Consider the following 24694-nt stretch of genomic DNA (forward strand, 5'->3'; position numbering starts at 1 on the left):
GCGTTCTATAGAATTCAATTTTGAAGAATGCTATTCGCGCCTAATCTTCCTGTCCAGAGTGGGAGGACCCATGCCGATTGCTACACCGCTCACGGAGATGCTCGGGATCAGGCATCCGATCCTGTCGGCTCCCATGGATACGATCGCGGGAAGCCGGCTGACCCGCGCTGTCAGCGAGGCCGGCGGATTCGGCATCCTGGGCGGTGGATACGGCGACCGTGGCCGACTTCAGACAGAGGCCGCAGAGCTGAAGGGCTTTGCGCCGTTCGGCATAGGCTTCATCACCTGGAGCCTGGCAAAACAGCCCGAGCTGCTCGACATTGCACTCGACGCTCGCCCGCAGGCCATCATGCTGTCGTTCGGTGATCCGGCGCCGTTCGCGCCGCGGATCAAGGCGAACGGTGCGCGATTGATCTGCCAGGTGCAGAGCGAGGACATGGCCAAGCAGGCGCTCGATGCCGGCGCGGAGATCCTGGTCGCGCAGGGCACCGAAGCCGGCGGCCACGGCGCGTCGCGCACCACGGTCGATATCGTGCCGGCTATCGTCGATCTTGCGGCCGGACGCGTGCCGGTCGTCGCCGCTGGCGGCATCGCCGATGGCCGGGGCCTCGCCGCAATGATGATGCTGGGCGCATCCGGCGTGCTGATCGGCACGCGCTTCTACGCGAGCGTGGAGGCCAACGGCGCGGACGAAGCGAAGCAGCGTATTCGCACGGCTGACGGCAATGATACGGTGCGCGGCGTCATCTTCGACTGGTCGCGCAGCCTGTTCTGGCCGGCACCCTTCACCGCGCGCTCGCTGGTCAACGACCATATCAGGCGCTGGACCGGCCGCGAGGTCGAGCTCATGCAGCGCGCGAGCGAGGTCGCCGTCGAGTATGTTGCGGCGAAGGCCGCGGGCAATTTCGAGGTCGCCGCCGTCTTTGCCGGCGAGGCGGTCGGGCTGATCCATGATATTCCGCCCGCCGCGGAGATCGTCGAACGCATCGCGACCGAGGCCGAGCAACTTTTGGCCGGTCGTCGCAATTCCATCGTGTCCGCCTGAACTGCGAGAGAACCCATGTGGCCTGACCGTCGACTGATCGACCTCTTCAAGACCGAATTCCCGATTGTGCTGGCGCCGATGGCCGGCGTGATGGATGCGGAGTTGGTGATCGCCGTGGCAGAGGGCGGCGGGCTCGGCTCGTTGCCGAGCGCGATGCTGTCGCCGGAGAAGGCGCGCGAGCAGGTCAACATCATCCGCCAGCGCGTGAAGGCACCGGTGAACATGAACTTCTTCTGCCACACGCCGGTCGAGCTGACGGCCGAGGCAGAGGCGCGCTGGAAGCAGCGGCTCACAGGTTATTACACCGAACATGGTCTCGATCCGGCAGCACCGATCGCCGCGGCGAACCGCGCACCGTTCGACGCCGCCTTCTGCGAGGTCGTCGAGGAGCTGAAGCCTGAGATCGTCAGCTTCCATTTCGGTCTGCCGGAACAGACGCTGCTCAAGCGCGTCAAGGCGGCGGGTTGCCTCGTCATCTCGTCCGCTACCACGGTGAAGGAAGCGGTCTGGCTGGAGCAGCACGGCGTCGATGCGGTCATTGCGCAAGGCGCCGAAGCGGGCGGGCATCGCGGCATGTTCCTGACCGACAAGATCTCCGAGCAGCCAGGCACTTTCGCGCTGGTGCCGCAGGTCGCCGATGCCGTGAAAGTGCCTGTCATCGCGGCCGGCGGTATTGCCGACGGGCGCGGCATCGCCGCCGCCTTCGCGCTCGGCGCATCAGGCGTGCAGATCGGCAGCGCTTATCTGCGATGTCCGGAATCCAAGGTCAGCGCGGGCGGCCGCAAGGCGCTCGCTGAAGCCCGGGACGATTCCACCGTCATCACCAACGTCATGACCGGCCGTCCGGCGCGCGGCGTCCAGAACCGCCTGATGCGCGAGGCCGGCCCGGTCTCGCCGGATGCGCCGCCGTTCCCCCATGCCGCGACCGCACTGGGGCCACTGAAGGCATCTGCCGAAAAGCAGGGCAGGGTGGATTTCACCAATCTCTGGGCGGGCCAGGCGATTGCCCTTGGCCGGGAGGTGCCGGCGGCCGAATTGACCCGGGATCTGGCGAAATCGGCCCTTGCGCGCTTGCACCAGATGGCTGGCTAGCCAACCAGCCACGCCGGTTGCGGCGCAAAACCGGCCTCTGCTATACGGCACATAGGTTTTGCCGTGAGAGGCCTTATATAATGTCCGTCGACGCCGCTACCGTCCGCCGCATCGCGCATCTGGCGCGCATTGCGGTTTCCGAGGGCGAAGTTCCGCATCTTCAGGGCGAGCTCAATGCCATGCTCGCCTTTGTCGAGCAGCTTTCGGAGGTCAACGTCGAGGGCGTGGAGCCGATGACCTCGGTCACCCCGATGCAGATGAAGAAGCGGCAAGACGTGGTCAATGACGGCGAGATCGCCGACGATATCGTTGCCAACGCGCCCGCGACCGAAGGTCACTTCTTCCTCGTGCCCAAGGTCGTTGAATAATTCTGAGGACGTGGTCCGATGTGTCTGCTTTGCGACGATGAGAAGGCCTATCAGGCCTATATGAACTATCTCGACAAGATGGAGCGGCAGGGCAAGGCTGCCGACCCCAATGTCGCCGTCAATGCCGTGCTCGATGAGATCGAGGCCGCTGCGAAAGCCGCCGCCAAAAAAGACGACCCGGCCAACGACAAGACCCTGTCTCCATTCTTCTGCAGCCCGATCAATAAATGACCGATTTGACATCGCTGACGCTCGCCGAGGCCCGCAAGGGCCTCGCGGCCAAGTCTTTCACGTCACTCGAACTGACCGACGCGCATCTGAATGCGATCGAGGCTGCGCGCGTGCTCAACGCCTTCGTGATGGAGACGCCCGACCAGGCGCGCGCGATGGCGCGCGAGGCGGACGCTGGGATCGCCAAGGGGGACGCCGGTCCGCTTGCCGGCATTCCGCTCGGCATCAAGGATCTGTTCGCAACCAAGGGCGTGCGCACCACGGCGTGCTCCAAGATCCTCGGCAATTTCGTGCCGACTTATGAATCGACCGTGACCTCGCAGCTCTGGCGCGACGGCGCCGTGATGCTCGGCAAGCTCAACAATGACGAGTTCGCGATGGGCTCGGCGAACGAGACCTCGTGCTTCGGCCCCGTCGGCAATCCCTGGCGGCGCGAGGGAAGCAACACCACACTGGTGCCCGGCGGCTCGTCCGGTGGCTCGGCCTCGGCCGTGGCAGCGCTGCTCTGCATGGGCGCGACTGCGACCGACACCGGCGGCTCGATCCGCCAGCCGGCAGCGTTCACCGCGACCGTCGGCATCAAGCCGACCTATGGCCGCTGCTCGCGCTGGGGCATCGTCGCCTTTGCCTCCTCGCTCGACCAGGCAGGTCCGATCGCACGCAGCGTGCGCGATGCCGCGATGCTGCTGCGCTCGATGGCCGGGCACGATCCAAAGGACACGACCTCCGTCGACATGCCCGTGCCTGATTACGAGGCCGCGATCGGCAAGTCCGTGAAGAGCATCAGGATCGGCATTCCCAAGGAGTACCGCCTCGACGGTATGCCGGCCGAGATCGAGAAGCTGTGGAGCGAGGGCGCGGCCTGGCTGAAGGCGGCCGGCGCCGAGCTCGTCGAGGTGTCGCTGCCGCACACGAAATACGCGCTGCCGGCCTATTACATCGTGGCACCCGCGGAGGCCTCGTCCAATCTCGCGCGCTATGATGGTGTCCGCTACGGCTTGCGCGAGTCGGCCAAGAACATCATCGAGCAGTACGAGAACACCCGCGCCGAAGGCTTCGGTGCCGAGGTGAAGCGCCGCGTCATGATCGGCACCTATGTGCTGTCGGCAGGCTATTACGACGCATACTATTTGCGCGCCCAGAAAGTGCGCACGCTGATCAAGAAGGATTTTGAGGACTGCTTCGCGAAAGGCGTCGACGCGATCCTGACGCCGGCGACGCCGTCGGCGGCCTTCGGCATCGGCGAGAAGGGCGGTGCCGATCCCGTCGAAATGTATCTCAACGACATCTTCACGGTGACCGTGAACATGGCGGGCCTGCCGGGCATCGCCGTGCCCGCCGGCAAGGACGCGCAGGGCCTGCCGCTCGGCCTGCAGCTGATCGGACGGCCCTTCGACGAGGAGACGCTGTTCTCGCTCGGCGAAGTGATTGAGCAGGCCGCAGGCCGCTTCACGCCCGCGAGGTGGTGGTGAATGTCGCTGATTTCATCGCGAGCCTCGACGGCGCGGCACCTGCGCCGGATTTGAACGCGCCGCTCGCCGGCCTCTGGTGGGCGGCAAAGGGCGACTGGGACCGCGCGCACAAGATCGTTCAGGACGACAGCAGCCGTGAGGCGGCCTGGGTGCACGCCTATCTGCACCGGGTCGAAGGTGATCTCGGCAATGCCGGCTACTGGTACCGCCAGGCCGGCCAGCCCGCGGCGAAGGATTCATTGGAAGCGGAGTGGGAGCGGATCGCAAAAGCTCTGATCTGAACGGCGCGCCCGCGATCGGACAGGCTCACCGCACGATGGTGTTCGGCACGGCGCCAGAGCGCCAAGTCTCGGCGTTGGCATGGTCGGCTGCGGCCGAGAGCAGACGCGAGGGCACGTCGATCTGGCGGTTGGCGCGGGCGCGCTGAAGGATGCGCCGGCGTTCGATCTCGATGCAAGCGAGCGGGTGCCTTGCCAGCCAGTCGAGATCAATGCGCGAGGCCGCAAACCACGAGGAGTGGGACGCGCTCAGCTCGAGCTGTTCCAGCGCGGCGGCCACGAACCATCCGACAGGATCGGTACCAGGTGCAACATGGTCGAACCGTGGACACGCCGGCCAGAATGGCTCCGCGATCCGGCCCTTTCCCCCCTTGAGGACATCGGCCACGAGTTGCAGCGCGCCGACGGCTACACTGCGGTATCCTAGGTCCGATGCGATGCGGGCGAGCGTCGAAAGCCGCGGCAGCGAGGCCTGTTTCCGGCACAACGGTTCGAGTGTGCCGTAGGCGTGCTTCAGTGCGGCGTAGCGGACGGGCCAGGTGAGATCCCGCGAGCGCCACAGGGCGTAGCACGCGAGCGAATCCCGATAGACCGCATCATCCGCGACCGAACCGCCCGACAGGGCCGCGAAGATCGAGGCAAAGGGTTGTGCCTCGAACAAGGCCAGTGCCTTGGTGCGCGCGGCGTCGTCGAGCTCCCAATGCGGCATGGTTTCGATCAGCAAGCCGTCATGGGCCAGGGCGGCGGCACGGTCGGGTTTGGCAGAGAAGAGGTTCAGCTCGAAAGCATCGAGCGGCTCGCCGGTCTGCACGGGAACCAGGAGCGGAGCGCCGTCAAGCAGGCGGTAAATGCCGAACCCCAGTTTCGCGAAGGCGGCCGGCAGATTGTCGTTCTGCTTGGGGCCGGCCTTCACCTCGAACATGACAAGGGGCGAATGTTTGGAGAAGAAGGCGGTTGCGCCAACCAGGATGCGCTCTTCCTCGCCTTCGGCATCGATCTTGACGAAGTCGATCGAGCTCCAATTTCTCGATGTCAGTTCATTGTCCAACGATGTGATCCGAATGGCCTCGGTGGGACCGTCGCCGTCAAGCGAATTGAGTTCGCTCGATGTGCCGAGCACCAATCGGCCCTCGCGGGCGCTGTCGGAGAGTGCCGCATCGACGAGATGCAGATTGGCCGCTCCGTTCTTCGCCTTGCTGAGCGCGAGCAGGCGGCGCGGCTCGCTCGCAGGTTCATAGGCGAAGACCTGGCCCTCCGGGCCGACCAGCCGCGCCATCGGGAGGCTGTAAACGCCGAGATTGGCTCCGATGTCGAGCGCAGTCATCCCCGGTTTCAGCCAGCGCGAAAGAAACGCTGGCTCCTTTTCGAACCACTTCTCCTGCTCGAGAATGACATAGGTCGTGATTGCGTCGAGCGACGGCGGCACGACAATATGTGTCCCGTCCGCCATGCGAAGCGACAATTGCCCCATTGTTTTTCCCCGTCAGCCGACTGCGGAGTCTTCATGGCACGGATCACGTGTGGGTTCACGTCAAATCGTGCCGAGGTTGCGCAGGTTGCATCGCCACCTGCATCGGCTTATCTGTCGCTTGCCAAGCCTTGCCCGTGGCAATGGCCACCCTTTGATCATTCCTCCAGCACGGAACGACACTTTCGCCATGACCGCTGACGCGACACCCCACAAGCTTCTCAAGGGCGCCACCGGCGATTGGGAGATGGTCATCGGCATGGAGATCCATGCCCAGGTAACCTCGAACTCAAAACTGTTCTCGGGCGCATCGACCGCGTTCGGCGGCGAGCCGAACAGCCATGTGTCGCTGGTCGACGCCGCGATGCCGGGCATGCTGCCCGTCCTCAACGAGGAATGCGTCAGGCAGGCTGTCCGGACCGGGCTCGGTCTCAACGCGAAGATCAATCTGCGCTCGGTGTTCGACCGCAAGAACTATTTCTATCCGGACCTGCCGCAGGGCTACCAGATCAGCCAGTACAAGTCGCCCGTGGTAGGCGAGGGCGAGGTGCTGGTCGAGCTCGACGGCGGCCGCAGCGTCAGCATCGGCATCGAGCGCCTGCACCTTGAGCAGGATGCCGGCAAGCTGCTGCATGACCGGTCGCCGACGATGACCAATGTCGACCTCAACCGTTCCGGCGTGGCGCTGATGGAGATCGTCTCAAAACCGGACATCCGCGATGCCGAGCAGGCCAAGGCCTATGTGACCAAGCTGCGCTCGATCCTGCGTTATCTCGGCACCTGCGACGGCGACATGGAGAAGGGATCCTTGCGCGCCGACGTCAACGTCTCCGTGCGCAAGCCGGGCGCGCCGCTCGGCACCCGCTGCGAGATCAAGAACATGAACTCGATCAACTTCATCGGCCAGGCGATCGAGTACGAGGCACGTCGCCAGATCGAGATCCTCGAGGATGGCGGGGCGATCGACCAGGAAACGCGGCTCTACGATCCCAACAAGGGCGAGACGCGCTCGATGCGGTCCAAGGAGGAGGCGCACGACTATCGCTACTTCCCCGATCCGGATCTGCTGCCGCTGGAGTTCTCGCAAAGCTTCGTTGACGAGCTGAAGGCTGAGCTCCCCGAACTGCCGGACCAGAAGAAGACGCGCTTCGTCGCCGATTTCGGCCTGTCAGCTTATGACGCGAGCGTGCTCGTCGCCGAGCGTGAGAGCGCTGTGTTCTACGAGACGGTGCTGGACAAGCTCGGCAACCGCGCCCGCGATGGCAAGATGGCAGCGAACTGGGTGATCAACGAGCTGTTCGGCCGTCTCAACAAGGAAGGCCGGGACATTACGGGCTCTCCCGTCAACGCCGAACAGCTCTCGGGGATCATCGACCTGATCGGCGAGGGCACCATCTCGGGCAAGATCGCCAAGGATCTGTTCGAGATCGTCTGGCAGGAGGGCGGCGATCCCCGCGCGCTCGTGGAAAGCCGCGGCATGAAGCAGGTCACGGATCTTTCGGCGATCGAAAAGGTTGTCGACGACATCATCGCGGCCAATCCCGACAAGGCGGCGCAGGTGAAGGACAAGCCACAGTCGCTCGGCTGGTTCGTCGGCCAGGTGATGAAGGCGTCCGGCGGCAAGGCCAACCCGCAGAGCGTCAACGACCTGCTCAAGTCCAAGCTCGGCGTCTGATCTCACGCGTTCGAACGAGGTGACGGACACGCGTCGTCACCTCGCTTTAGGCTCGGTGCGACGCTCGCGCGCATCCTCGACGGCAAACTTGATCCTGCTCGACGGCGACGCGGCGGCCGAATCGGCATCACGCGATTCGCGCAAAACGGCGGCTTGCGTACGCCCTGACGAGCGCTCGCGCCGTTAAGCATGAAAATATTTTCGTTGCCAAAAGTCGCGACTCAGAGTCCGCGGAACGCCTTCGCGAGGCGATCACGGGATCGGCGATCCCAGTGCTCGCATCGATCATGCACGCTGCATGCGTGTAGAAAAATACTTGCTGCATAGTGTTTTCCTGCAATCGCATCGCTCGCAAACATCGAGGATGCGCTCACCCGACGCGATCGAGAGCGCACGTCATGCAGTGCGCTTGCGTCGCGCTCGCCAAGCGCAGGCGCGTTGCGTCGTCAACACTTCTTTAAGCGAGACGCTGTTTTTTTCTTCGTGTTGGTGTATTCGGGATGAAGTGCATTCGATCCCCGACTGCACGCAGCGATTAAAGCCATCTCACACATCGGAGGGCAACATGGCCAAGAAAGCGAAGAAGGCGAAGAAGGCGAAGAGCGCAGTGAAGAAGACTGCGAAGAAGACCCGCAAGGTCGCGAAGAAGAAGAAGTAACTTCGCTTCTGAAGTTGCCGGCTCCAGCTAGCCGGCACGTCATCAGCGCCTTCTAGAGGTTCTGGTCGACGATAGAGGGTGTCGGCGAGACATCAGGTCAACGGTCGGACCGTTCTCTTTCACGGTCCGGCAGAAGAAACGAGTTTTCTTCGTTCGGTGCGGCTCTCCGTAAGGGGCTCCGCACTTTCACAAGCGGCCTTCGGGCCAACGTGGAATCTGACCCTGACGTGTTCGCCGACGCCCTCGTTCTCCTGAGGCCGGGGTATTGCCGGCATTCCTTTCCCCCACATTACTGATCTGACCCGTGCCATGGCCGCGCTGCCTTGGGCAGGCGAAGGCTGCGCGCATCGGCTGCTCGCTGCAGTCAGCGCGTCGTTCCAGGTGTACGGTGTCATCGCCCGGCATCGCCCCGGCGATCCCAGCCCGCCGCAGCTTCTCGGCGGATCACGGCTGCCTCTGGAATACTGGGTCACCCACCGGCCGCCTTCGCTGAAGTTTCGGCGCTCCAAGATCGCAAGCCCCGGCGAAGCCTTGGCGTAGCCCGGTCGCCGGTGACGACAAGCGCGCGGGACGCTGCAGGACATGTGCCATAGCGCGCGATGGTTATCGATGTCCTGAAATCCCAGGGTAAACCGAATCTGACGAACGGCCGAAGTGCCTGCAAATCATGGACTTCTTGGATTCCGTGCGTCGCCGCGGCGCGCCCGCGTTTACGTCTGCTTCATCGCGATACTTAAACTGCCATTCAAATTTGCCCGCCATCATCGCCTCCAACAAGCCGGCAAACGGCATGGGCAAGAAGACCTTGGGGATGAGTTGAACAGCGCATGATCCCGGGAAGGGTCATGCGGATCAGAGTTGGACGGGAGCCGCGCTCGGGGGAACGAGGCGGCATAAGAAAAAAGGGGATGCGACATGTTTCAGGGTACTTTCGATCTGGAGACGGCGACGCCGATCGACGCCAGCGCGCTGTCGGACGTGCTGTTCGAACGCGGGATCTATTGGGCGAGCGGCCGCTCAGGCCTCGTCGATCTCGTCGCCGCGCATAAATGGTTCAACCTCGCCGCGCTGAAGGGCCGCAAGGACGCCGTTGCGCTGCGCCAGGAAGTCGCCGGGCAGATGTCGGAAGCCGAGATCTCGGCCGCACAGCGCGAGGCGCGGGCGTGGGTTTCCGCCCACTGAGCGCTTCACCTCGCCATGGGGGGAGCGAACCTTGACCGGTCGGTGCGACCGCGCCAAGGCAGCCTCAGGGTGAGGTTTCGACGGCAAACGAGGCCGGCGCTTCGCCGGCGCAATGCTGGCGCCACATTTCATTGAAGGCCTTTTCGATGTGACGCGTCATGCTCACGGTATCGAAGTGAGGCCAAGTGGACCGATGCGCCGCCAGCTTGCTCCTAAGGGCGGCTCGAACTTTGGGATCGCGCGCGATCCGAAGCGCCAAACCCTCATATTCGTCCAGCGATCGCGTCACCAGGTCAGGAAGGCCGACGGCATTCAGGAGACTGGCTGCAACACGTCCCGCAAAGGTGGTGCCGACGCAGGTGAGGACCGGCAAGCCAGCCCAAAGGGCGTCGCTGGCACCGGTATGGGCGTTGTAGGGCAATGTGTCCAAGAACAGATCGGCAAGTTGGTGGCGTGCCAAGTGTTCGTCGGCAGGGACCTGTGGCGCGAACACGATCCGCTCGGCGGCGATGCCGCGTGCAACGGCTGCGCGCCTGAGATTCTCCTTGGCGATCGGATCTCCATCGAGCAGCCAAAGGACGCTTTCGGGTGTCTTGGCAAGCAGCCTCATCCAGACATCGAACAGCAGGGGCGTGATCTTGAGGGGCCTGTTGAATGCGCAGTAGACGAACGCATCATCCGCCAGTCCGACCTCGCTCCGGCTGGGTGGATTTGGCAGGAGCGGGCGCTTCCCGTCGGTCGCCTGATAGCTGTCGGGAAGATAGACCACCTTTTCGGCGTAATGCTGCTGCTCTGCCTCGGGAATGACGATCCGGTCGGCCATGAGATAGTCGATATAGGAGGCGCCCATCGTGCCGGGAAAGCCGAGATAGCTGACCTGGATGGGAGCCGGCCGGCACGCGAGGATTTTCGGCCGCGCACCGGCGGTGAAGCCGCCGAGATCGACGAGGATCTCGATGTCGAGCCGGCGTATCAGCTTGATCACGTCCTCGTCGGCAAGATGGCTGACGTCTTCAAAGCGTTCGAATGCTGCCTTCAGGCGGTTGCGCATCTCGCTCCGGTCATCCGGTCCGTAGGAGATGGCGCTGATGTCGAAGCGCTCGCGATCGTGCTCCTCGAAGACGCCCGCCATCAAATGCGCGGTGGCGTGATTGCGAAAATCGGCGGACATGTACGCGACGCGCAGCCGGGAAACCGGTGACGGCGTTCTGGGTATCGCAGCACTCCGATCCGGGGCCACGTTGGCGACATATGTCTTCGCACAGATCAATTGGTGTGCAGGAGATGTCGAGGCATGAAAGAAAGTGAAGGGGTCGATCAGCACGCCCAATTCGACGGCCTCGTCCAGGGCGGCCTGTTCACGTTCGAAGCTGCGCCAGTCGGCGCGCTTCCGCCTGGACGCAACGAGCTTGCTCAGCGCGAACGGAAAGGCCTTGTCCAGTGCGACCGTTCTCTCGAGCGCTCCGATCGCTTCGTCGTCTCGACCCATCTCGGTAAGGACCTCAGACAACGCGAAATGGTACTGTGGATTCGACGGTGCAAGCTCGACGGCGCTTTGGTAGTTCTGATGCGCTTCGTCAAGCTGACCGAGCTGCCGGAACGCACTGCCTCGGTTTGCGAACGCCGCGCTCGACGGCGTGATCGCAATGGCGCGATCAAATTCGGCGATGGCGCCGTGGAGCTCCTGCCGTGCAATCAGGACCGCTCCGCGATTGAGATGCGCATCGGCGAAGTTCGGAGACAGGGCAATCACTTTCGCAAACCAGGCGAGCGCATCGTCTGTCTTGTCCAATGCACGCAGCACGTTGGCATAGTTGAAGAGAACGTCGGGATTGCCGGGATCGACGCGGGCAGCCTTCTTCAGCAATGGCTCGGCGTCCGCAAAATTGCCGCGCTGGGCGTACAGCAGCCCCAGCATATGGAGCGCGACGGCATGCGTTCTGCTCCCCCTCAGGATCGTCGTGTAGGCCCGTTCCGCGTCCGACAGATTACCCGAACGGTGCGCCGCAATTGCCTGGTCCAGAATAGTGGACGGATGGAGTGAGGAGGGCGCCGAAGCTCCCTTGTTGCGGCCTTGTTGCGACATGTGATTGGGTTTCTGGACCCCGATGTCGGGTCTGTGCTTGGCGAACGGTGCAAAAACACTAGTCGCCTTTCCTGGAGAGAACAACGGCCGCGCCGCTCGCGCTTCAAGGCGCGTAACGACCGAGCTTGTGCCGGGATTTGGCGTGCGACGATGCAGGCCAACTGATGGAGATCCGCTTGCGAGCGCGACGATGGCCTGCCGAGGCGGACGTCACCGCCCGATCCGTCCCCGGCATCCATCGCTCTCAAAGCCTTTCATGTGTAAAGAAATCCGCTCGCCCCAATTCTGCCGCTTGCGGCCCGCCTCCGTGTCGGGCATACCCGGCGTGTTGGAGACGTGGCCGAGTGGCTGAAGGCGGCGGTTTGCTAAACCGTTATAGGCTTGTAAAGGCCTATCGAGGGTTCGAATCCCTCCGTCTCCGCCAGGTATATCCAATTGAAATAACAGATACTTTTCTAGAATGGGCCTCTTGCCTCGGCGTCGGAGACGCGCCGAAAGCAGGCCGACCGGCATCACCATCGCGAATGGTCCCTGGCAGGCGGTTGGCAGCCTGACGAATCGCCGCAAGGAAGCTCCCTGAGACCTTCAAATCCGCTGCCTGCGATTGTCGCGGACCCGGGGGCGGTCGGTCCGAATCCTGCCGACTGAAATCATGCCGCCGGGCATATGTTAAACCGGGCCGGCGTGGAGTACGTCACACCGCCCTTCCGCGGGACTTGGCGCGGGACTTGGCGAATGTGCATGGTTCAATGCTGAATGCGGCGCCGGTCCATCGATGTGAGGGACGCAGCGAAAGGGACTGTTCGGTCGATGAAGAACATCGCAGCAATCTTCAATGAGGCGCTCGCGGCCCTGAACGGGCGCGATCTCAGGAAGGCCGAAGAGGGCTTCAAGCGCGTCATCAAGTTTGAGCCGTCGCATGTTCCGGCGCTGAACCTGCTGACCATCGTCCTCATGAACACGAACCGGTTTGCCGAGGCCGAGCCGTTCATCGCGCGCGCCGTCAAGCTCAATCAAGGATCCGACGTTTCCTTCTACAATTACGGGCTGATCGCTAAGCAGCTTGGCAAGCCCGCGCTGGCGCACGAGCAATTCACCAGAGCCCTGCGCCTCAATCCCAATGTGCGAGAGAGCTGGAACAACCGCGGCGCGGTTTGCAACGTTCTCGGGCAATACGACGCGGCGATATCCGACTTCGACAGATCGATTGCCCTCGATCCGAACTACGCCGACGCCCACGCGAACAAGGGCAATTCGCTGCTCGAGATCGGACGCCACGCCGAGGCGTTGGCCTCCTATGAGCGGGCGCTCTCCGTCAGGCCCGAAATGGCGGAAGCCTGGCTCGGCCGCGGCACGGCACTGGCTCGTGGCAGGCACCGCGATGCGGCTCTTGCTGCCTATGACAGGGCACTCTCCATCAGGGCCGATCTGGCGGAGGCTTGGATCGGCCGGGGCAACGTCCTGTACGAGCTCAGGCGTTACGCGGATGCCTTCGCATCCTACGACCGCGCGCTCGGTATTGCGCCGCAGGCGGCGGCCGCCTGGCTTGGCCGGGGCAATGCCTACACGGATCTCGAGCGCTATGACGAGGCGCTTGCGGCTTACGACAAGGCGCTCGCGATCAAGCCGGATTCGATTGAAGCCATGGTTGGTCGCGGCAACGTCTTCGTGGGCCTCAAGCGCCACGACGATGCTCTGGCGCTTTACGACGCTGCGCTCTCGATCAAGGCGAATTCGGCCGAAGCCTGGCTCGGCCGCGGCAGTGTCTTTCTGGACCTGCGGCGCCACGATGATGCGCTCGCCGCCTACGACAAGGCGCTCTCCATCGCGCCGGACCTAGCGGAAGCCTGGCTCGGTCGGGGGAATGCGTTCGCGGACATCAAACGCTACGGGGAGGCGCTCGAGGGTTATGACAAGGCGCTGTCCATCAGGTCCAACCTGGCGGAGGCCTGGTTCGGGCGAGGGAATATCTTCGCCGACCTTCGGCGCCACGACGATGCGTTCGCGGCCTTCGACAGAACGTTCTCGCTCAATCGCGACCTGCCCGGTGTGGAAGGCGCGCGGCTCTATTCGAAGCTGAATTGCTGCGACTGGACGGAGATAGAGGCTGAGACAACGCGCTTGATCGAATCCATTCGCGCGGGTGAAGGGGGCTGCCAGCCCTTTGCGCTGCTGTCGATCGCGGCATCGGCCGAGGACCAGCGACGAAGCGCCGATTTCTGGATCAAGCGGATGCTTGGTCTTGCCGCGCGCAAACCCCTCGACGCTGTCCCGGTTCAGGCTGACAAGATCCGCGTCGGCTACTTGTCGGCGGATTTTCGGACCCACCCTGTGAGCTATCTGGCCGCAGGTCTTTTCGAGGCCCAAGATCGCAGCAGATTTGAAACGCATGGTTTCTCGATCGGCCCGGCCGAGCACAGCGATCTGCGCGCACGATTGGAGCGAAGCTTCGACCGGTTTACCGATCTCCACGGGCGGAGCGATGATGAAATCGTCGGCTGCATCAAGGCGGCCAAGATCGACATCCTCGTGGATCTGATGGGGCATACGCTCGGAGCGCGGCTCGGCGTCCTCGCGCAGCGGCCAGCTCCCGTTCTTGCAGGCTATCTCGGCTTCGCCGGCACCATCGGCGGGGGATTGCTGGATTATGTGATCGCCGACGAGAGCAGCATTCCCGCCGAGGATCGCAAGCATTTTTCGGAGAAGGTCGTCTGGCTGCCGCATTGCTTCATGCCCCACGATGCCGAGGGACGCGCGATCTCGCGTGTCGAACTCGACAGAGGAGAGCAGGGGTTGCCGGCCGAAGGCTTCGTCTTCTGCGGCTTTAACAACGCCTACAAACTAAATCCGGCGACGTTTCAGAGCTGGATGCGCATCCTGAAGGAGGTCGACGGCTCCGTCGTCTGGCTTTCCGATCTCCAGGATGTCGCAAAATTCAATTTGCGAAGAGAGGCCGAGGCAATGGGCATCGATCCCCAGCGCCTGGTCTTTGCGACGCGCGTTGCCTCGACGGCGGATCATCTGGCGAGGCACGGCCTGGCAGACCTGTTCCTGGACGCGCTGCCGTACAACGCCCACACCACCGCGAGCGACGCTCTCTGGGCCGGCCTGCCGCTGCTGACGCTGGCCGGAGAAGCCTTCGCGGGACGGGTCGCCGCCAGCCTTCTGCATGCTCTCGGGCTTACCGAACTGATCACGCATTCTCGCAAAGAATATGAGGAGCGCGCGATCGAATTGGCTCGCGATCGTGAGCGGCTCCGCGGCATCCGGAAAATGCTGGAACAGCGTCGCCTCACGTCGCCGCTCTTCAACACGCCTCTGCTTGCCCGGAACCTGGAAGAAGCGTTCGAGACGATGGTTCGGCGGGTTCGCGCCGGATTGCCGCCGGACCATATCGAGGTTTCCTCGGCACGATCGGCTTGATGCGTCAGAGACCGGATCAGTGGGCGGACTTGACCGGCGGTTGACCCCTGATTCGTTTCCCGCCGCCAGCATCCGACGCCTGTGTCTAGATGTTCCTCGGCCCGGTTCCCGTCGGGCACATGGCTCGTTACCCGAAGGAGAGGCCGGCGAGATTCGGGAGATTCGCGCCCTCGCTTCGGATCGAGTCGAGGCGCAGGGGGAGCCAATGGTCCCTGGTGTTCAAACCGGGGATTTTTCGAGGCAAGCGGAACCGCAAAAAATCTCTCATATATTTCAATCGCTTGCGCGGGCGCTTCGATCACAACTGCGTGTTATTTGTGCAACACCCATCGGAAAACACGCGTTTGAGGCCCGATCCGAAGCGTTCTTTTGTTGTGTGTGCAAGGACGTTCAGTAATTGTGATCGAGCGACGGAGGGGGGCATCCCGAGGTCGTCCCGTTCTAGGTGGTTCGCTTAAGTCCCTCGCGTTTCAGCGGGTGTGTCCGAAGGCGCGAAGCGGCTAAGCGGTGGTTACAAGGGACAAGGGAACCAACCTTAGGGTGTCGTCACCCAGCGGATCCGGAACCTTCCCTAATAGAGCAAACTTGGAGGTTTAACATGAAGTTGGTTAAGAGCCTTTTGCTCGGTTCAGCGGCGGGTCTGATCGCCGTTGGCGGAGCACAGGCAGCCGATCTCCCCGTGAAGGCTAAGGCCGTCGAATACGTGAAGATCTGCTCCCTGTACGGTGCCGGATTCTACTACATGCCGGGCACTGACACCTGCATCAAGCTCGGCGGCTACGTCCGTGCGGACTTGCTGGGGAACACGAACAGCGACTACGGCATCGGTCAGGGCGCTCCCGGCGGTGCAAACAACCGTCTGGACAACTACTACCAGACCCGCGCTCGTATGGACTTCACCGTCGATACGCGCACGGCGACCGAGTATGGCGTGGTGCGTACCTACGCCGACATGGTTTTCTCCTGGGATTCGACTGCGGCCACCAACAGCAACCCGTCGACGATCTCGGCCGGCTCCGCGTCGCTCGGCCTCTACCATGCGTTCATCCAGTTCGCTGGTTTCACCTTCGGCCGCACGGTCTCGATCTTCGACGCGCCGTGGCAGAGCTATCCGGCTGGCGGTCCCGACTTCCTTCCGGGCGGCTCCAACAACGTCACCGGTGTGAACCAGGTTGCCTACACGGCTGATTTCGGCCAGGGCATCACCGGTTCGGTGGCGTTGCAGGACATGACGACTGCGGCTGGCGGTCAGTCGAACCTCTGGAACGCTAGCATCACTGCTGGTGGTCTCAGTGGCTTCACCTCGGCTTCGGCTGCCGGCGCTGCCTTGATCCAGGGCAACTACGGTACTTCATCTTGGGGTGGCACGCGTTCGCCCGACATCGTCGGTCAGGTTCGCGTTGACCAGGCTTGGGGTCTGGCCCAGGTCTCGGTTGCCGCGCACAACATCCACTCGGCCTACTACGGCACGACGGAAATCACCGGCCACCCCGACGACAAGTGGGGCTTTGCGGTGCAGGGTGCCTTGTCGATCAAGAACATCCCGACTGGCGCGGGTGACTCGATCAACTTGCAGGCCGTCTACACCGACGGTGCATCGCGCTACAACTTCCAGAGCCTGTTCCCGCAGAACATCTACATCTACGGCGGTAGCGGCATTGGTGCGTTCCAGAGCATCGGCTTCGCTGGCATCGCTGATGGCGTGTTCGGTACCGGTACCGGGATCGACACGGTCAAGACCTGGGGCTTCCGCGGTGGCTACACCCACAACTGGAGCCCGAACTGGGCATCGGCGATCTACGGTGCTTACGCTTCGCTTCGCTACGGCGACACGGGCAAGGCTCTGATCTGCGCCAACTTCACCGCTGCCTTCGGCGCCGCCACTGCCACGTGTAACCCCGACTTCAACCTCGCGGTTGTCGGTGTCAACACCGTGTGGACCCCGGTCAAGAACCTCGCCTTCACGGCCGACCTCAGCTACGTCTGGCTCGACCAGAAGTACTCGGGCACGATCGCGGGTGCGGCCACGGCGAACGCCGCGGTTGCGAAGCCGGCAGCCACCTACGAGCTGAAGGATCAGGGCAACCTGCAGCTTCTGCTCCGCGCTCAGCGCAACTTCTAAGATCGATCTCCTGATTGATCAGGGAACCCCGGCAGGAAACTGCCGGGGTTTTTCTTTGCGAGCCCGGTCGAGTGATCTAGAAGGTGGGTCGGCGGGGTGAAGGTTAGTGGAGCTTCTGCGCGTGAAGGTTCTGACGAGACGAATGCTGGCCGTGACAGCGGCATCGATGGTCGCCGCGCTTACCGCGCTTCTTGCGCCGGCAGCTGCTGAACCCCTGGATCCCCGTTACCCGGTCTGCCTCCAGAAATGGGAGTGGGGCGGCAGCAACAGGATTTACTGCAGCTTCCTGTCTTGGGACGACTGCAGGGCTACGGCGATGGGCCTGTCGGCGATGTGCCTCGCCAATCCATATTGGTCCCCGCCGGGTCAAGCCGGTCCCTCCGGCGCCCCGCACGGCCGGTCCGTCCCGACGCCCAGGACGTGGTGAAAATCGCCGCCGGCGCATGTCCCGTTCCGGCCTTGCGGCTTCTGGAAGCGGAGATGCCGGGAGGAGAGCGGTCCAACTACCATCTCGGACCCTTCCACTCCCGGAAGGCATAGGTGGGGTTCAGACCGCACGAATCGATTGTGCCCGACGCGGTCGCCATGCACTGGCTATAAGTGGAAAACAGGCAGTTGCCGGGATACCCCCAACGCCGTCCCTGCAGGCAATAGCGATCCTGAATGGCGGTCGCCTGCGGCTGGGAATGATGGCGCTTCTTGCCGTAGGCGGGTGAACCGCCGCTTGAGAGACCCGAAAAGATCACGGCTGCGAATATGAACGCACCGATCACACGCACCATGACACGTCCCCAGTCTTGTGAGGCTCATCAACCGGCGACTGGGGAACTTTGTTCCTTGCCGCACCGGCGCCCGGCTCTGGATCCGATCGGGGTCATCGACGCGCCGCTATTCCACGCTGCCGGCGCCGCGGCGCAAATCGGCTTCGATCTGCAGCCGCGTGCCGCCGCCGAAGCGGGCGCGGTAGACCTGAAGGTTCTCCATGATCCGCTGCACATAGTTGCGCGTCTCGGAGAACGGAATCAGCTCGACCCAGTCGACCGCGTCGACCTTGGGGTCGCGCGGATCGCCGTAGCGATCGATCCACTTCTTCACGCTGCCACGGCCGGCATTGTAGGCGGCAAAGGTCATGATGTAGGAGCCGCGATAATCCTCGAGCAGTCCGCCGAGCTCGGCTGAGCCGAGCGTGGCGTTGTAGACCGAATCGTTCTTCAGCCGGGACAGATCGTAGGTCGCGCCGTGCCGCTTGCAGACGTAGCGGGCTGCGTCCGGGGTTACCTGCATCAGCCCGTAGGCTTGCGCTGGGGAAACCACACGAGGGTTGAACGCGCTTTCCTGCCGCGCGATCGCATAGACGATGCTGCGTTCGACCTCGGGGCCGATGGGCGTGAACTGCGGAATGCCGTTGACGGGATAAGCGTAGAAGTCGAAAGGCAGACCACGGTTGAGCGCCGCCTTGCCGAGCAGCAGCATGCCGCGCGCGTCGCTGTAGCGCTGGGTGAGCTCGCCGAGCCCGGCAAGCGCTTCAGGATCGCCGTTCTCGCCCATATCGGCGAGAAGAGGGACCGCCATCTCACGCTCGTCGAGTTCGTAGAGCAGTTGCGCGGCGCGCACGATCTCCAGGCGTTCGGCGCCGCGTCCGCGCGGCTGGTGGTTGAGCTCGATTTGCGGCAGGCCAAGCTTTGCGCGCGCGAGCTGGCCATAATAGCTGGTCGACTGCTCGGCTGCGCGGGCATAGGCGTTGCGCGCCTCCTGCTGGCGGCCCGCGGCTTCCGCGGCGCGGCCCTGCCAATAGCCGGCGCGCGCCAGCGTGGTCGGGTTGACGCTGCCAACCCCGATGCGAGCGAAATGCTGCGCGGCGGCGGCGGGGTCGTTGAGGAAGCGGAGCGCGATCCACCCGGCGGTGAACTCCTGCTCGGTCTTGTAGATGTCGCGCGAGGGCAGGGCGGCATCACGCGCGATCAGATAGGCGCTGCGGAATTCCTCGGTGTCGATCATCTTGCGCGCCAGGAGACGCCGTTCGATCCACCATTCGTCGAGATTGTAGAGCCGGTTTGGATCCTTCGGCGCCGACAGCATGAGTTGCGCCGCTTCGGCAAACTTCTCCTCACGGCGCAGGAGCTGGATCTTGCTGAACATGAAGCCGGGATCATTGTGCAGCTCGCGCGGCACCGCGTCGAGCAGCGCGCGTGCGTTCGGCGCCTTCTTGACGGCGGCGATGCGGGCCTTGGCCAGCGCGACATAGCCGGCGCCGAGGCGTTTTGCGGCGCGTAGCGCGGCTTCGTTCTCGCTGCCATAGAGCAGGGTGTCCATTCGCGCCTTCTGATCGCCGGGCGTCAGCAGGGCGCCGAACTGGTCGAGCGCATTGTTCTCGGTGTCCTCAGACATCGGATCGCTGCGCCAGGCTTCGCGCACCAGCCGCTCGGCATTGGCGCGGTCGCCGCGTGCCAGCATCGCCTTGGCGAGCGTGAAGCGGCCCTTGGCGGAGATGGGGGACTCATTCTCGAACCACGACCACGCAACTGAATCGTCGCGCCTGTCGTCCCACATCGCGGCCTCGAGGCGCCGGCGCAGGAAAGTCTGCGACGGCCAGCTCGGATTGGCAGAGAGGAACGCGCGATAGCGCTCGACCGTCGCGCCATTGTCCTCGCTGCGCAGGATGATCCATTCCGCAAGCTTTCGCGCGACGGGATCCGAGATCGAAGCTGCATAATTGGTGGCGTCGTCCGCCTTGCGCTTGCGCACGAGCTCGATGACGTTCTCCAGCGTGTCCTTGTCCGCCTGCGACGTCGACGACGTCGCCGCAACCGCGGCCGGTATGACCGGCTTGCGCGGCGCTGCGTGCTGGCGCGTCGCGGGAGCCAGCACCGGAGCTGCGACCGGTTTGGCGGGGGCCGGGGCAGTCGGTCTGACGGCGGCCGTTGAAGCCGGCGCGGGCGCGGGTTTGGGGGCCGAACCGTGGGCGGCAGGGTGTGGCTTTGCCGCGGGCGCAGCCGCCGCAGGCTTAGAGGCTGCCGCAGGCTTGGAGGCTGCCGCGGGCTTGGACGCCGCCGCAGGTTTGTTGGGCTTATCCTTCGCAGGGTCCTTGCCGGTGTTGCTCCCAGCATCCTTGGCGGATTTCTTGGCGGCATCCTTGGCCGGGGCGCTGGCCGCGCCCTTGCTGGCGCCCTTGGCCGCATCCTTTGAAGTTTCCTTGCCGGTTCCCTTGGACGAACCCTTGGCGGCTGGCTTCGCGGAGTCCTTGGCCCCCTCCGCGATCGTCTCGTTGGACTTGTCGTTGGATTTGGCCAAGGCGGCACAGCCGACCGACAGCCCCGCCATCAGGCATATGACCAGACCGGTGGATCGCCATGCGGCACGAGGAAATGAGGTCACGGCGTTTCGTCGCCCCGAATCAGTCAAATGGCTCAAGACCTAGCTGTATTCGATTGAATATGCGGACAAAACACCAACAGCCGCTTACCTTTGCCGGATTTGCACCACCACCGCGGCAAAATCGCGGCCTAAACGGTGCGTCACACGGAAGCGGGCCTTTTACCAGCGGGGTAGACCCGATATGAATGGGGCTTGCTCAAGAGATCGCCGCGTACGGAGGAAGTCCATGGCAGCCAAGACGAAATTCCGGGGGTCGTTCACCGCCTTGGTCACGCCGTTCAAGAACGGCTCGCTGGACGAGGCGGCGTTCCGCTCCCTGGTCAACTGGCAGATCTCCGAGGGCACCAACGGCCTGGTCCCGGTCGGCACCACCGGCGAGAGCCCGACGCTCAGCCACGACGAGCACAAGAAGGTCGTCGAATGGTGCATCGCTGAAGCCAAGGGCCGCGTGCCCGTCGTTGCCGGTGCCGGCTCCAACTCGACCAAGGAGGCGATCGAACTCGCCCAGCACGCCGAGAAGGCGGGCGCGGACGCCGTGCTTGTGGTGACGCCGTACTACAACAAGCCGACCCAGGAAGGCATGTACCAGCACTTCAAGGCGATCAACGACGCGATCGGGATTCCGATCATCATCTACAACATTCCGCCGCGCTCGGTGATCGACATGTCGGTCGACACCATGAAGCGGCTGTGGGAGTTGAAGAACATAGCCGGCGTCAAGGACGCCACCGCCAGCATGGTCCGCGTGTCGCAGCAGCGCGCGGCGATGGGCGAGGACTTCAACCAGCTTTCGGGCGAGGACGCGACCATCCTCGGCTACATGGCCCATGGCGGCCACGGCTGCATCTCGGTGACGTCGAACGTCGCACCGCGCCTGTGCTCGGAGTTCCAGGCTGCCTGGGCGAAGGGCGACCACGCCACCGCCTTGAGGCTGCACGACAAGCTGATGCCGCTGCACAACAATCTTTTCATCGAAAGCAATCCGGCGCCGATCAAGTATGCGATGTCGCTGCTCGGCAAGCTGGACGAGACGTTGCGGCTGCCGATGGTGCCGGTCTCCGAGCCGACGCGCGTTGCCGTGCGCAGCGCGATGGTTCACGCCGGCCTGATCAACTGAGGCGTCAGCCGTTTCGGGGGAGCCTTTCATGAGCGTCGAAGAAAGGGGCACACGGATGCTCAAGGAGTTCCGCGAGTTCGCCATGAAGGGCAACGTCGTCGATCTCGCGGTCGGCGTCATCATCGGCGCGGCCTTCGGCGCCATCGTCACTTCGCTGGTCGGCGACGTCATCATGCCGATCATCGGCGCCGCCACCGGCGGGCTCGACTTCTCGAATTATTTCGTCCCCTTGTCGAAGGCGGTCACCGCCACCAACTTAGCGGATGCGAAAAAGCAAGGTGCAGTGCTTGCTTACGGTAGCTTTCTCACGCTGACGATCAACTTCATCATCGTCGCCTTCGTGCTGTTCCTGGTGATCCGTGCCATGAACACCTTGAAGCGCAAAGAGGAGGCCAAGCCCGCGGAGCCGCCGAAGCCGTCGGCCGAGGTCGAGCTGCTGACCGAGATCCGCGACCTCCTCAAGAAGTGACGCGTGCGCTTCGTCCAAACTGTTAGCTTTGCTGCGCATCTCGATCAGGTTTGACGATCATGGCCGATAAGAACGAACGTCCAATCAAGGTCATGGCGGAAAATCGCAAGGCCCGCTTCAACTACGCCATCGAGGATACGATCGAGGCGGGCATTGCGCTCACCGGCACCGAGGTCAAGTCGATCCGCAACGGCAAGAGCACGATCGCGGAATCCTATGCCGATTCCAAGAACGGTGAGATCTGGCTGATCAACGCCACCATTCCCGAATATCTCCAGGGCAATCGCTTCAACCACGAGCCCAAGCGTCCGCGAAAGCTGCTGCTGCATCGCCGGCAGATCAACAAGCTGATGGGTGCGGTCGACCGCGAGGGCATGACGCTGATCCCGCTCAAGCTTTACTTCAACGAGCGCGGTCGGGCGAAGCTGCAGCTGGCGGTTGCAAAGGGCAAGAAGCTGCACGACAAGCGCGAGTCCGAGAAGAAGCGCGACTGGAGCCGGGAGAAGGGCCGTCTGATGCGGGCGAGGGGATAGCGGGATGATCCAGAGGAACCTGCTCGAGGTCGATTGGAGCAAGATTCCCGCGCCCGCCGATGACGGTGGCGCCGCGCATCTCAAGGGCATGACGTTGCCACCGATCGGCCTGCTCGCGACCGACGACAGGTCAGTCACGCTGTCGGCGCTGCGCGGCCGCACCGTCGTGTTCGCCTATCCCCGCACCGGTGAGCCCGGCAAGATCGCGCTGGTCGACGATTGGGACATGATCCCAGGCGCACGCGGTTGCACGCCGCAGACTTGCGCGTTCCGCGATCTGTTCGCCGAGCTCAAGGCGGCCGGCGCCTCACACGTGTTCGGTCTCTCGACCCAGAGCAACGACTACCAGACCGAGATGGCCTCGCGGCTGCATCTGCCGTTTCCTGTGCTGTCAGACGAGAAGCTGGCGCTCACGCGCGCCCTGAAGCTGCCGACGATGGAGGTCGCCGGGCTCACGCTGATCAAGCGCCTCGCGCTGATCATCGACAATGTTGGGATCACGCATGTGTTCTACCCGGTGTTTCCACCCGACCGGAACGCCGGCGACGTCCTCGACTGGCTGAAGGCCAATCCCGCCAAGGCCTGAGTCGGAACCCTAGTCGAGGTCGGCCTTCACCTTCGCGAACACGCTCCGGAACATGTCCGCCGTCAGCACGCCGGTGTTCGTGTTGTAGCGCGAGCAGTGATAGCTGTCGTAGAGCCTGAATGCGCCGGCCTGATGCACCGCCCCATGGCCGAAGGGGGCCTGAGATGCCCTCAGCTTTAGCGGTTTGAGCACGCTGTCGTGCGCAATCCGCCCCAGCGCGACGATCGCGCGCAGCTTCGGCATCGTCTCGAGATTCGCGACGAGGAACTGGCGGCAGGTGTTGATCTCGACCGGCAGCGGCTTGTTCTGCGGCGGCACGCAATGCACGGCATTGGCGATGCGGCAGTCCACCAGCTTCAGGCCGTCATCTGGACGCGCCTGATAGGTGCCCTTGGCAAACCCGTATTCGAGCAGCGTGGCGTAGAGGAGATCGCCGGCATAGTCGCCGGTGAAGGGACGGCCGGTGCGGTTGGCGCCCTGCATTCCCGGCGCGAGGCCGACGATCAGCAGACGCGCCTTGATGTCACCGAACGGCGCGACCGGCGCATTGTGCCACAATGGCTCGCGCGCGCGGTTGGCCTCGCGAAAGCCGACCAGGCGCGGACAGAGCGGACAATCGCGGTCGGGGACGAGGGTGAGAGGCTGGTGGCTCGACCGGGCCGCCTCACTCCTCGAAGTCGTCATCGCCCCTCGGCGCCATCGTGGTTGCGCGCTGGAGGAATTGCGGGGCGTGGTGGCGTCCCTCGCGCTCGCCGCGGTCGCGCGGGGCGGGGCGTTCGGACGGGTCGCGGCCGAGCTTGGACTGCAGCTCGACGAGATCGGTGAAGACGTCGGCCTGGCGGCGCAGCTCGTCGGCGATCATCGGCGGCTGGCTGGCGATGGTGGAGATCACGGTGACCCGTACGCCGCGGCGCTGGACGGCCTCGACGAGCGAGCGGAAATCGCCGTCGCCCGAAAAGAGCACCATCTGGTCGATATGCTCGGCGAGCTCCATGGCGTCTACGGCAAGCTCGATGTCCATGTTGCCCTTGACCTTGCGGCGGCCGGAGGCATCGATGAATTCCTTGGTCGCCTTGGTGACGACGGTGTAGCCGTTGTAGTCCAGCCAGTCGATCAACGGGCGAATCGAGGAATATTCCTGATCCTCGATGATCGCGGTGTAATAGAAGGCTCGCAACAACGTCCCGCGGCTCTGAAACTCCTTCAGCAGGCGCTTGTAATCGATGTCGAAGCCCAGAGTTTTCGCCGTCGCGTAGAGATTGGCCCCGTCGATGAAGAGCGCGATCTTATTGGTAGGAGAAAGTGACATTCAGTTGCTCGCGTAGTGTTCGTGATTGATCGTTTATTGTTGGCGCGGCGGCAGCAAGCCGCGCTCTTCTAAGGCGCCGTCAAACCCGTCGAAACCGCAAATCCGGAGAAGTCGGGGCAATCAAGGTATAGTTATGGCGGACTCGTATGTACCCGGCGCCGCCCTCGATGGCGGCCCGGGACACCACCCATCCCAGCCCCAATGT

The 24694-nt window shown here is 63.6% G+C and carries 22 protein-coding genes and 1 tRNA gene; 17 read left to right on the forward strand and 6 right to left on the reverse strand.

Annotated features, from left to right (window positions below; genetic code table 11):
- Nucleotides 1-70: 70 nt before the first annotated feature.
- The 6 genes from NLM27_RS10455 to NLM27_RS10480 all read left to right on the forward strand — a co-directional run bounded on the left by NLM27_RS10455 (nucleotide 71) and on the right by NLM27_RS10480 (nucleotide 4489).
- Nucleotides 71-1045, forward strand: a complete 975-nt coding sequence (locus NLM27_RS10455; RefSeq protein ID WP_254143235.1) for a nitronate monooxygenase family protein — start codon at nucleotides 71-73, stop codon at nucleotides 1043-1045.
- A gap of 15 nt (nucleotides 1046-1060) precedes the next feature.
- Entirely contained in the window at nucleotides 1061-2137 is a 1077-nt protein-coding gene (locus NLM27_RS10460) for a nitronate monooxygenase family protein (RefSeq protein WP_254143236.1), read from the forward strand.
- Nucleotides 2138-2217: 80 nt separating this feature from the next.
- Nucleotides 2218-2505, forward strand: coding sequence for an Asp-tRNA(Asn)/Glu-tRNA(Gln) amidotransferase subunit GatC (gatC, locus tag NLM27_RS10465; protein WP_007611211.1), 288 nt, complete (start codon nucleotides 2218-2220; stop codon nucleotides 2503-2505).
- Nucleotides 2506-2523: 18 nt separating this feature from the next.
- Complete coding sequence (locus tag NLM27_RS10470) at nucleotides 2524-2736, forward strand: hypothetical protein (RefSeq protein WP_027547180.1); 213 nt, start codon at nucleotides 2524-2526, stop codon at nucleotides 2734-2736.
- A complete protein-coding gene (gatA, locus tag NLM27_RS10475) occupies nucleotides 2733-4208 on the forward strand; it encodes an Asp-tRNA(Asn)/Glu-tRNA(Gln) amidotransferase subunit GatA (protein ID WP_254143237.1) in 1476 nt (491 codons plus the stop codon). The genes NLM27_RS10470 and gatA overlap by 4 nt, the downstream gene beginning before the upstream one ends.
- Complete coding sequence (locus tag NLM27_RS10480; protein WP_254143238.1) at nucleotides 4199-4489, forward strand: hypothetical protein; 291 nt, start codon at nucleotides 4199-4201, stop codon at nucleotides 4487-4489. Before gatA ends, NLM27_RS10480 begins: the two co-directional genes overlap by 10 nt.
- A 25-nt stretch (nucleotides 4490-4514) precedes the next feature.
- Here NLM27_RS10480 and NLM27_RS10485 read toward each other — a convergent pair whose 3' ends face one another.
- On the reverse strand, nucleotides 4515-5957 hold the full coding sequence (locus NLM27_RS10485) for an FkbM family methyltransferase (RefSeq protein ID WP_254143239.1): 1443 nt from the start codon (nucleotides 5955-5957) through the stop codon (nucleotides 4515-4517).
- A gap of 187 nt (nucleotides 5958-6144) precedes the next feature.
- Between NLM27_RS10485 and gatB the strand changes: the two genes are divergently transcribed.
- From gatB to NLM27_RS10500, 3 genes are all read left to right on the forward strand, one after another.
- On the forward strand, nucleotides 6145-7629 hold the full coding sequence (gene gatB / locus NLM27_RS10490; protein ID WP_254143240.1) for an Asp-tRNA(Asn)/Glu-tRNA(Gln) amidotransferase subunit GatB: 1485 nt from the start codon (nucleotides 6145-6147) through the stop codon (nucleotides 7627-7629).
- A 967-nt stretch (nucleotides 7630-8596) separates the two neighbouring features.
- Complete coding sequence (locus NLM27_RS10495) at nucleotides 8597-8827, forward strand: hypothetical protein (protein ID WP_254143241.1); 231 nt, start codon at nucleotides 8597-8599, stop codon at nucleotides 8825-8827.
- 375 nt (nucleotides 8828-9202) lie between these two features.
- Entirely contained in the window at nucleotides 9203-9469 is a 267-nt protein-coding gene (locus NLM27_RS10500) for a hypothetical protein (protein WP_212289181.1), read from the forward strand.
- 64 nt (nucleotides 9470-9533) lie between these two features.
- Here the strand turns inward: NLM27_RS10500 and NLM27_RS43980 are convergent, their stop codons facing one another.
- Nucleotides 9534-11555 carry a tetratricopeptide repeat protein gene (locus NLM27_RS43980; protein WP_375142242.1) on the reverse strand — a complete coding sequence of 674 codons (2022 nt, stop codon included), beginning with the start codon at nucleotides 11553-11555 and terminating at the stop codon, nucleotides 9534-9536.
- A gap of 330 nt (nucleotides 11556-11885) precedes the next feature.
- Here NLM27_RS43980 and NLM27_RS10515 point away from each other — a divergent pair.
- From NLM27_RS10515 to NLM27_RS10530, 4 genes are all read left to right on the forward strand, one after another.
- Nucleotides 11886-11979: transfer RNA gene (locus tag NLM27_RS10515), tRNA-Ser, on the forward strand.
- Between the two features lie 386 nt (nucleotides 11980-12365).
- The gene (locus NLM27_RS10520) at nucleotides 12366-14978 is read left to right on the forward strand and encodes a tetratricopeptide repeat protein (RefSeq protein ID WP_254143244.1); all 2613 of its coding nucleotides are present in this window, start codon (nucleotides 12366-12368) and stop codon (nucleotides 14976-14978) included.
- A gap of 598 nt (nucleotides 14979-15576) precedes the next feature.
- Entirely contained in the window at nucleotides 15577-17100 is a 1524-nt protein-coding gene (locus tag NLM27_RS10525) for a porin (RefSeq protein ID WP_254143245.1), read from the forward strand.
- A gap of 142 nt (nucleotides 17101-17242) precedes the next feature.
- A complete protein-coding gene (locus NLM27_RS10530) occupies nucleotides 17243-17527 on the forward strand; it encodes a DUF3551 domain-containing protein (RefSeq protein WP_256570182.1) in 285 nt (94 codons plus the stop codon).
- Between the two features lie 76 nt (nucleotides 17528-17603).
- Here the strand turns inward: NLM27_RS10530 and NLM27_RS10535 are convergent, their stop codons facing one another.
- Together NLM27_RS10535 and NLM27_RS10540 are read right to left on the reverse strand one after the other, a co-directional pair.
- Nucleotides 17604-17882, reverse strand: a complete 279-nt coding sequence (locus tag NLM27_RS10535; protein ID WP_254143246.1) for a DUF3551 domain-containing protein — start codon at nucleotides 17880-17882, stop codon at nucleotides 17604-17606.
- 106 nt (nucleotides 17883-17988) lie between these two features.
- Nucleotides 17989-20421, reverse strand: coding sequence for a lytic transglycosylase domain-containing protein (locus NLM27_RS10540; protein WP_254148791.1), 2433 nt, complete (start codon nucleotides 20419-20421; stop codon nucleotides 17989-17991).
- A gap of 280 nt (nucleotides 20422-20701) precedes the next feature.
- On the opposite strand from NLM27_RS10540, the gene dapA reads away from it, so the two are divergent.
- Genes dapA through NLM27_RS10560 form a run of 4 tightly spaced genes read left to right on the forward strand, consistent with a single transcriptional unit; the run spans nucleotide 20702 to nucleotide 23180 of the window.
- Nucleotides 20702-21592: a 4-hydroxy-tetrahydrodipicolinate synthase gene (dapA, locus tag NLM27_RS10545; protein WP_254143247.1), complete on the forward strand. Its 891-nt coding sequence runs from the start codon at nucleotides 20702-20704 to the stop codon at nucleotides 21590-21592.
- Nucleotides 21593-21620: 28 nt separating this feature from the next.
- Nucleotides 21621-22061: a large conductance mechanosensitive channel protein MscL gene (mscL, locus tag NLM27_RS10550; protein WP_254143248.1), complete on the forward strand. Its 441-nt coding sequence runs from the start codon at nucleotides 21621-21623 to the stop codon at nucleotides 22059-22061.
- 59 nt (nucleotides 22062-22120) lie between these two features.
- Nucleotides 22121-22594 carry an SsrA-binding protein SmpB gene (gene smpB / locus NLM27_RS10555; RefSeq protein WP_024341117.1) on the forward strand — a complete coding sequence of 158 codons (474 nt, stop codon included), beginning with the start codon at nucleotides 22121-22123 and terminating at the stop codon, nucleotides 22592-22594.
- A 4-nt stretch (nucleotides 22595-22598) separates the two neighbouring features.
- Nucleotides 22599-23180: a peroxiredoxin gene (locus NLM27_RS10560; protein WP_254143249.1), complete on the forward strand. Its 582-nt coding sequence runs from the start codon at nucleotides 22599-22601 to the stop codon at nucleotides 23178-23180.
- Nucleotides 23181-23189: 9 nt separating this feature from the next.
- Here the strand turns inward: NLM27_RS10560 and NLM27_RS10565 are convergent, their stop codons facing one another.
- On the reverse strand, nucleotides 23190-23864 hold the full coding sequence (locus NLM27_RS10565) for a uracil-DNA glycosylase (RefSeq protein WP_254143250.1): 675 nt from the start codon (nucleotides 23862-23864) through the stop codon (nucleotides 23190-23192).
- Nucleotides 23845-24489: an NYN domain-containing protein gene (locus tag NLM27_RS10570; RefSeq protein ID WP_166815657.1), complete on the reverse strand. Its 645-nt coding sequence runs from the start codon at nucleotides 24487-24489 to the stop codon at nucleotides 23845-23847. The genes NLM27_RS10565 and NLM27_RS10570 overlap by 20 nt, the downstream gene beginning before the upstream one ends.
- Nucleotides 24490-24694: the final 205 nt, after the last annotated feature.

Origin of the sequence: Bradyrhizobium sp. CCGB12 (assembly GCF_024199845.1) — a bacterium.
Classification (GTDB): Bacteria; Pseudomonadota; Alphaproteobacteria; order Rhizobiales; family Xanthobacteraceae; genus Bradyrhizobium.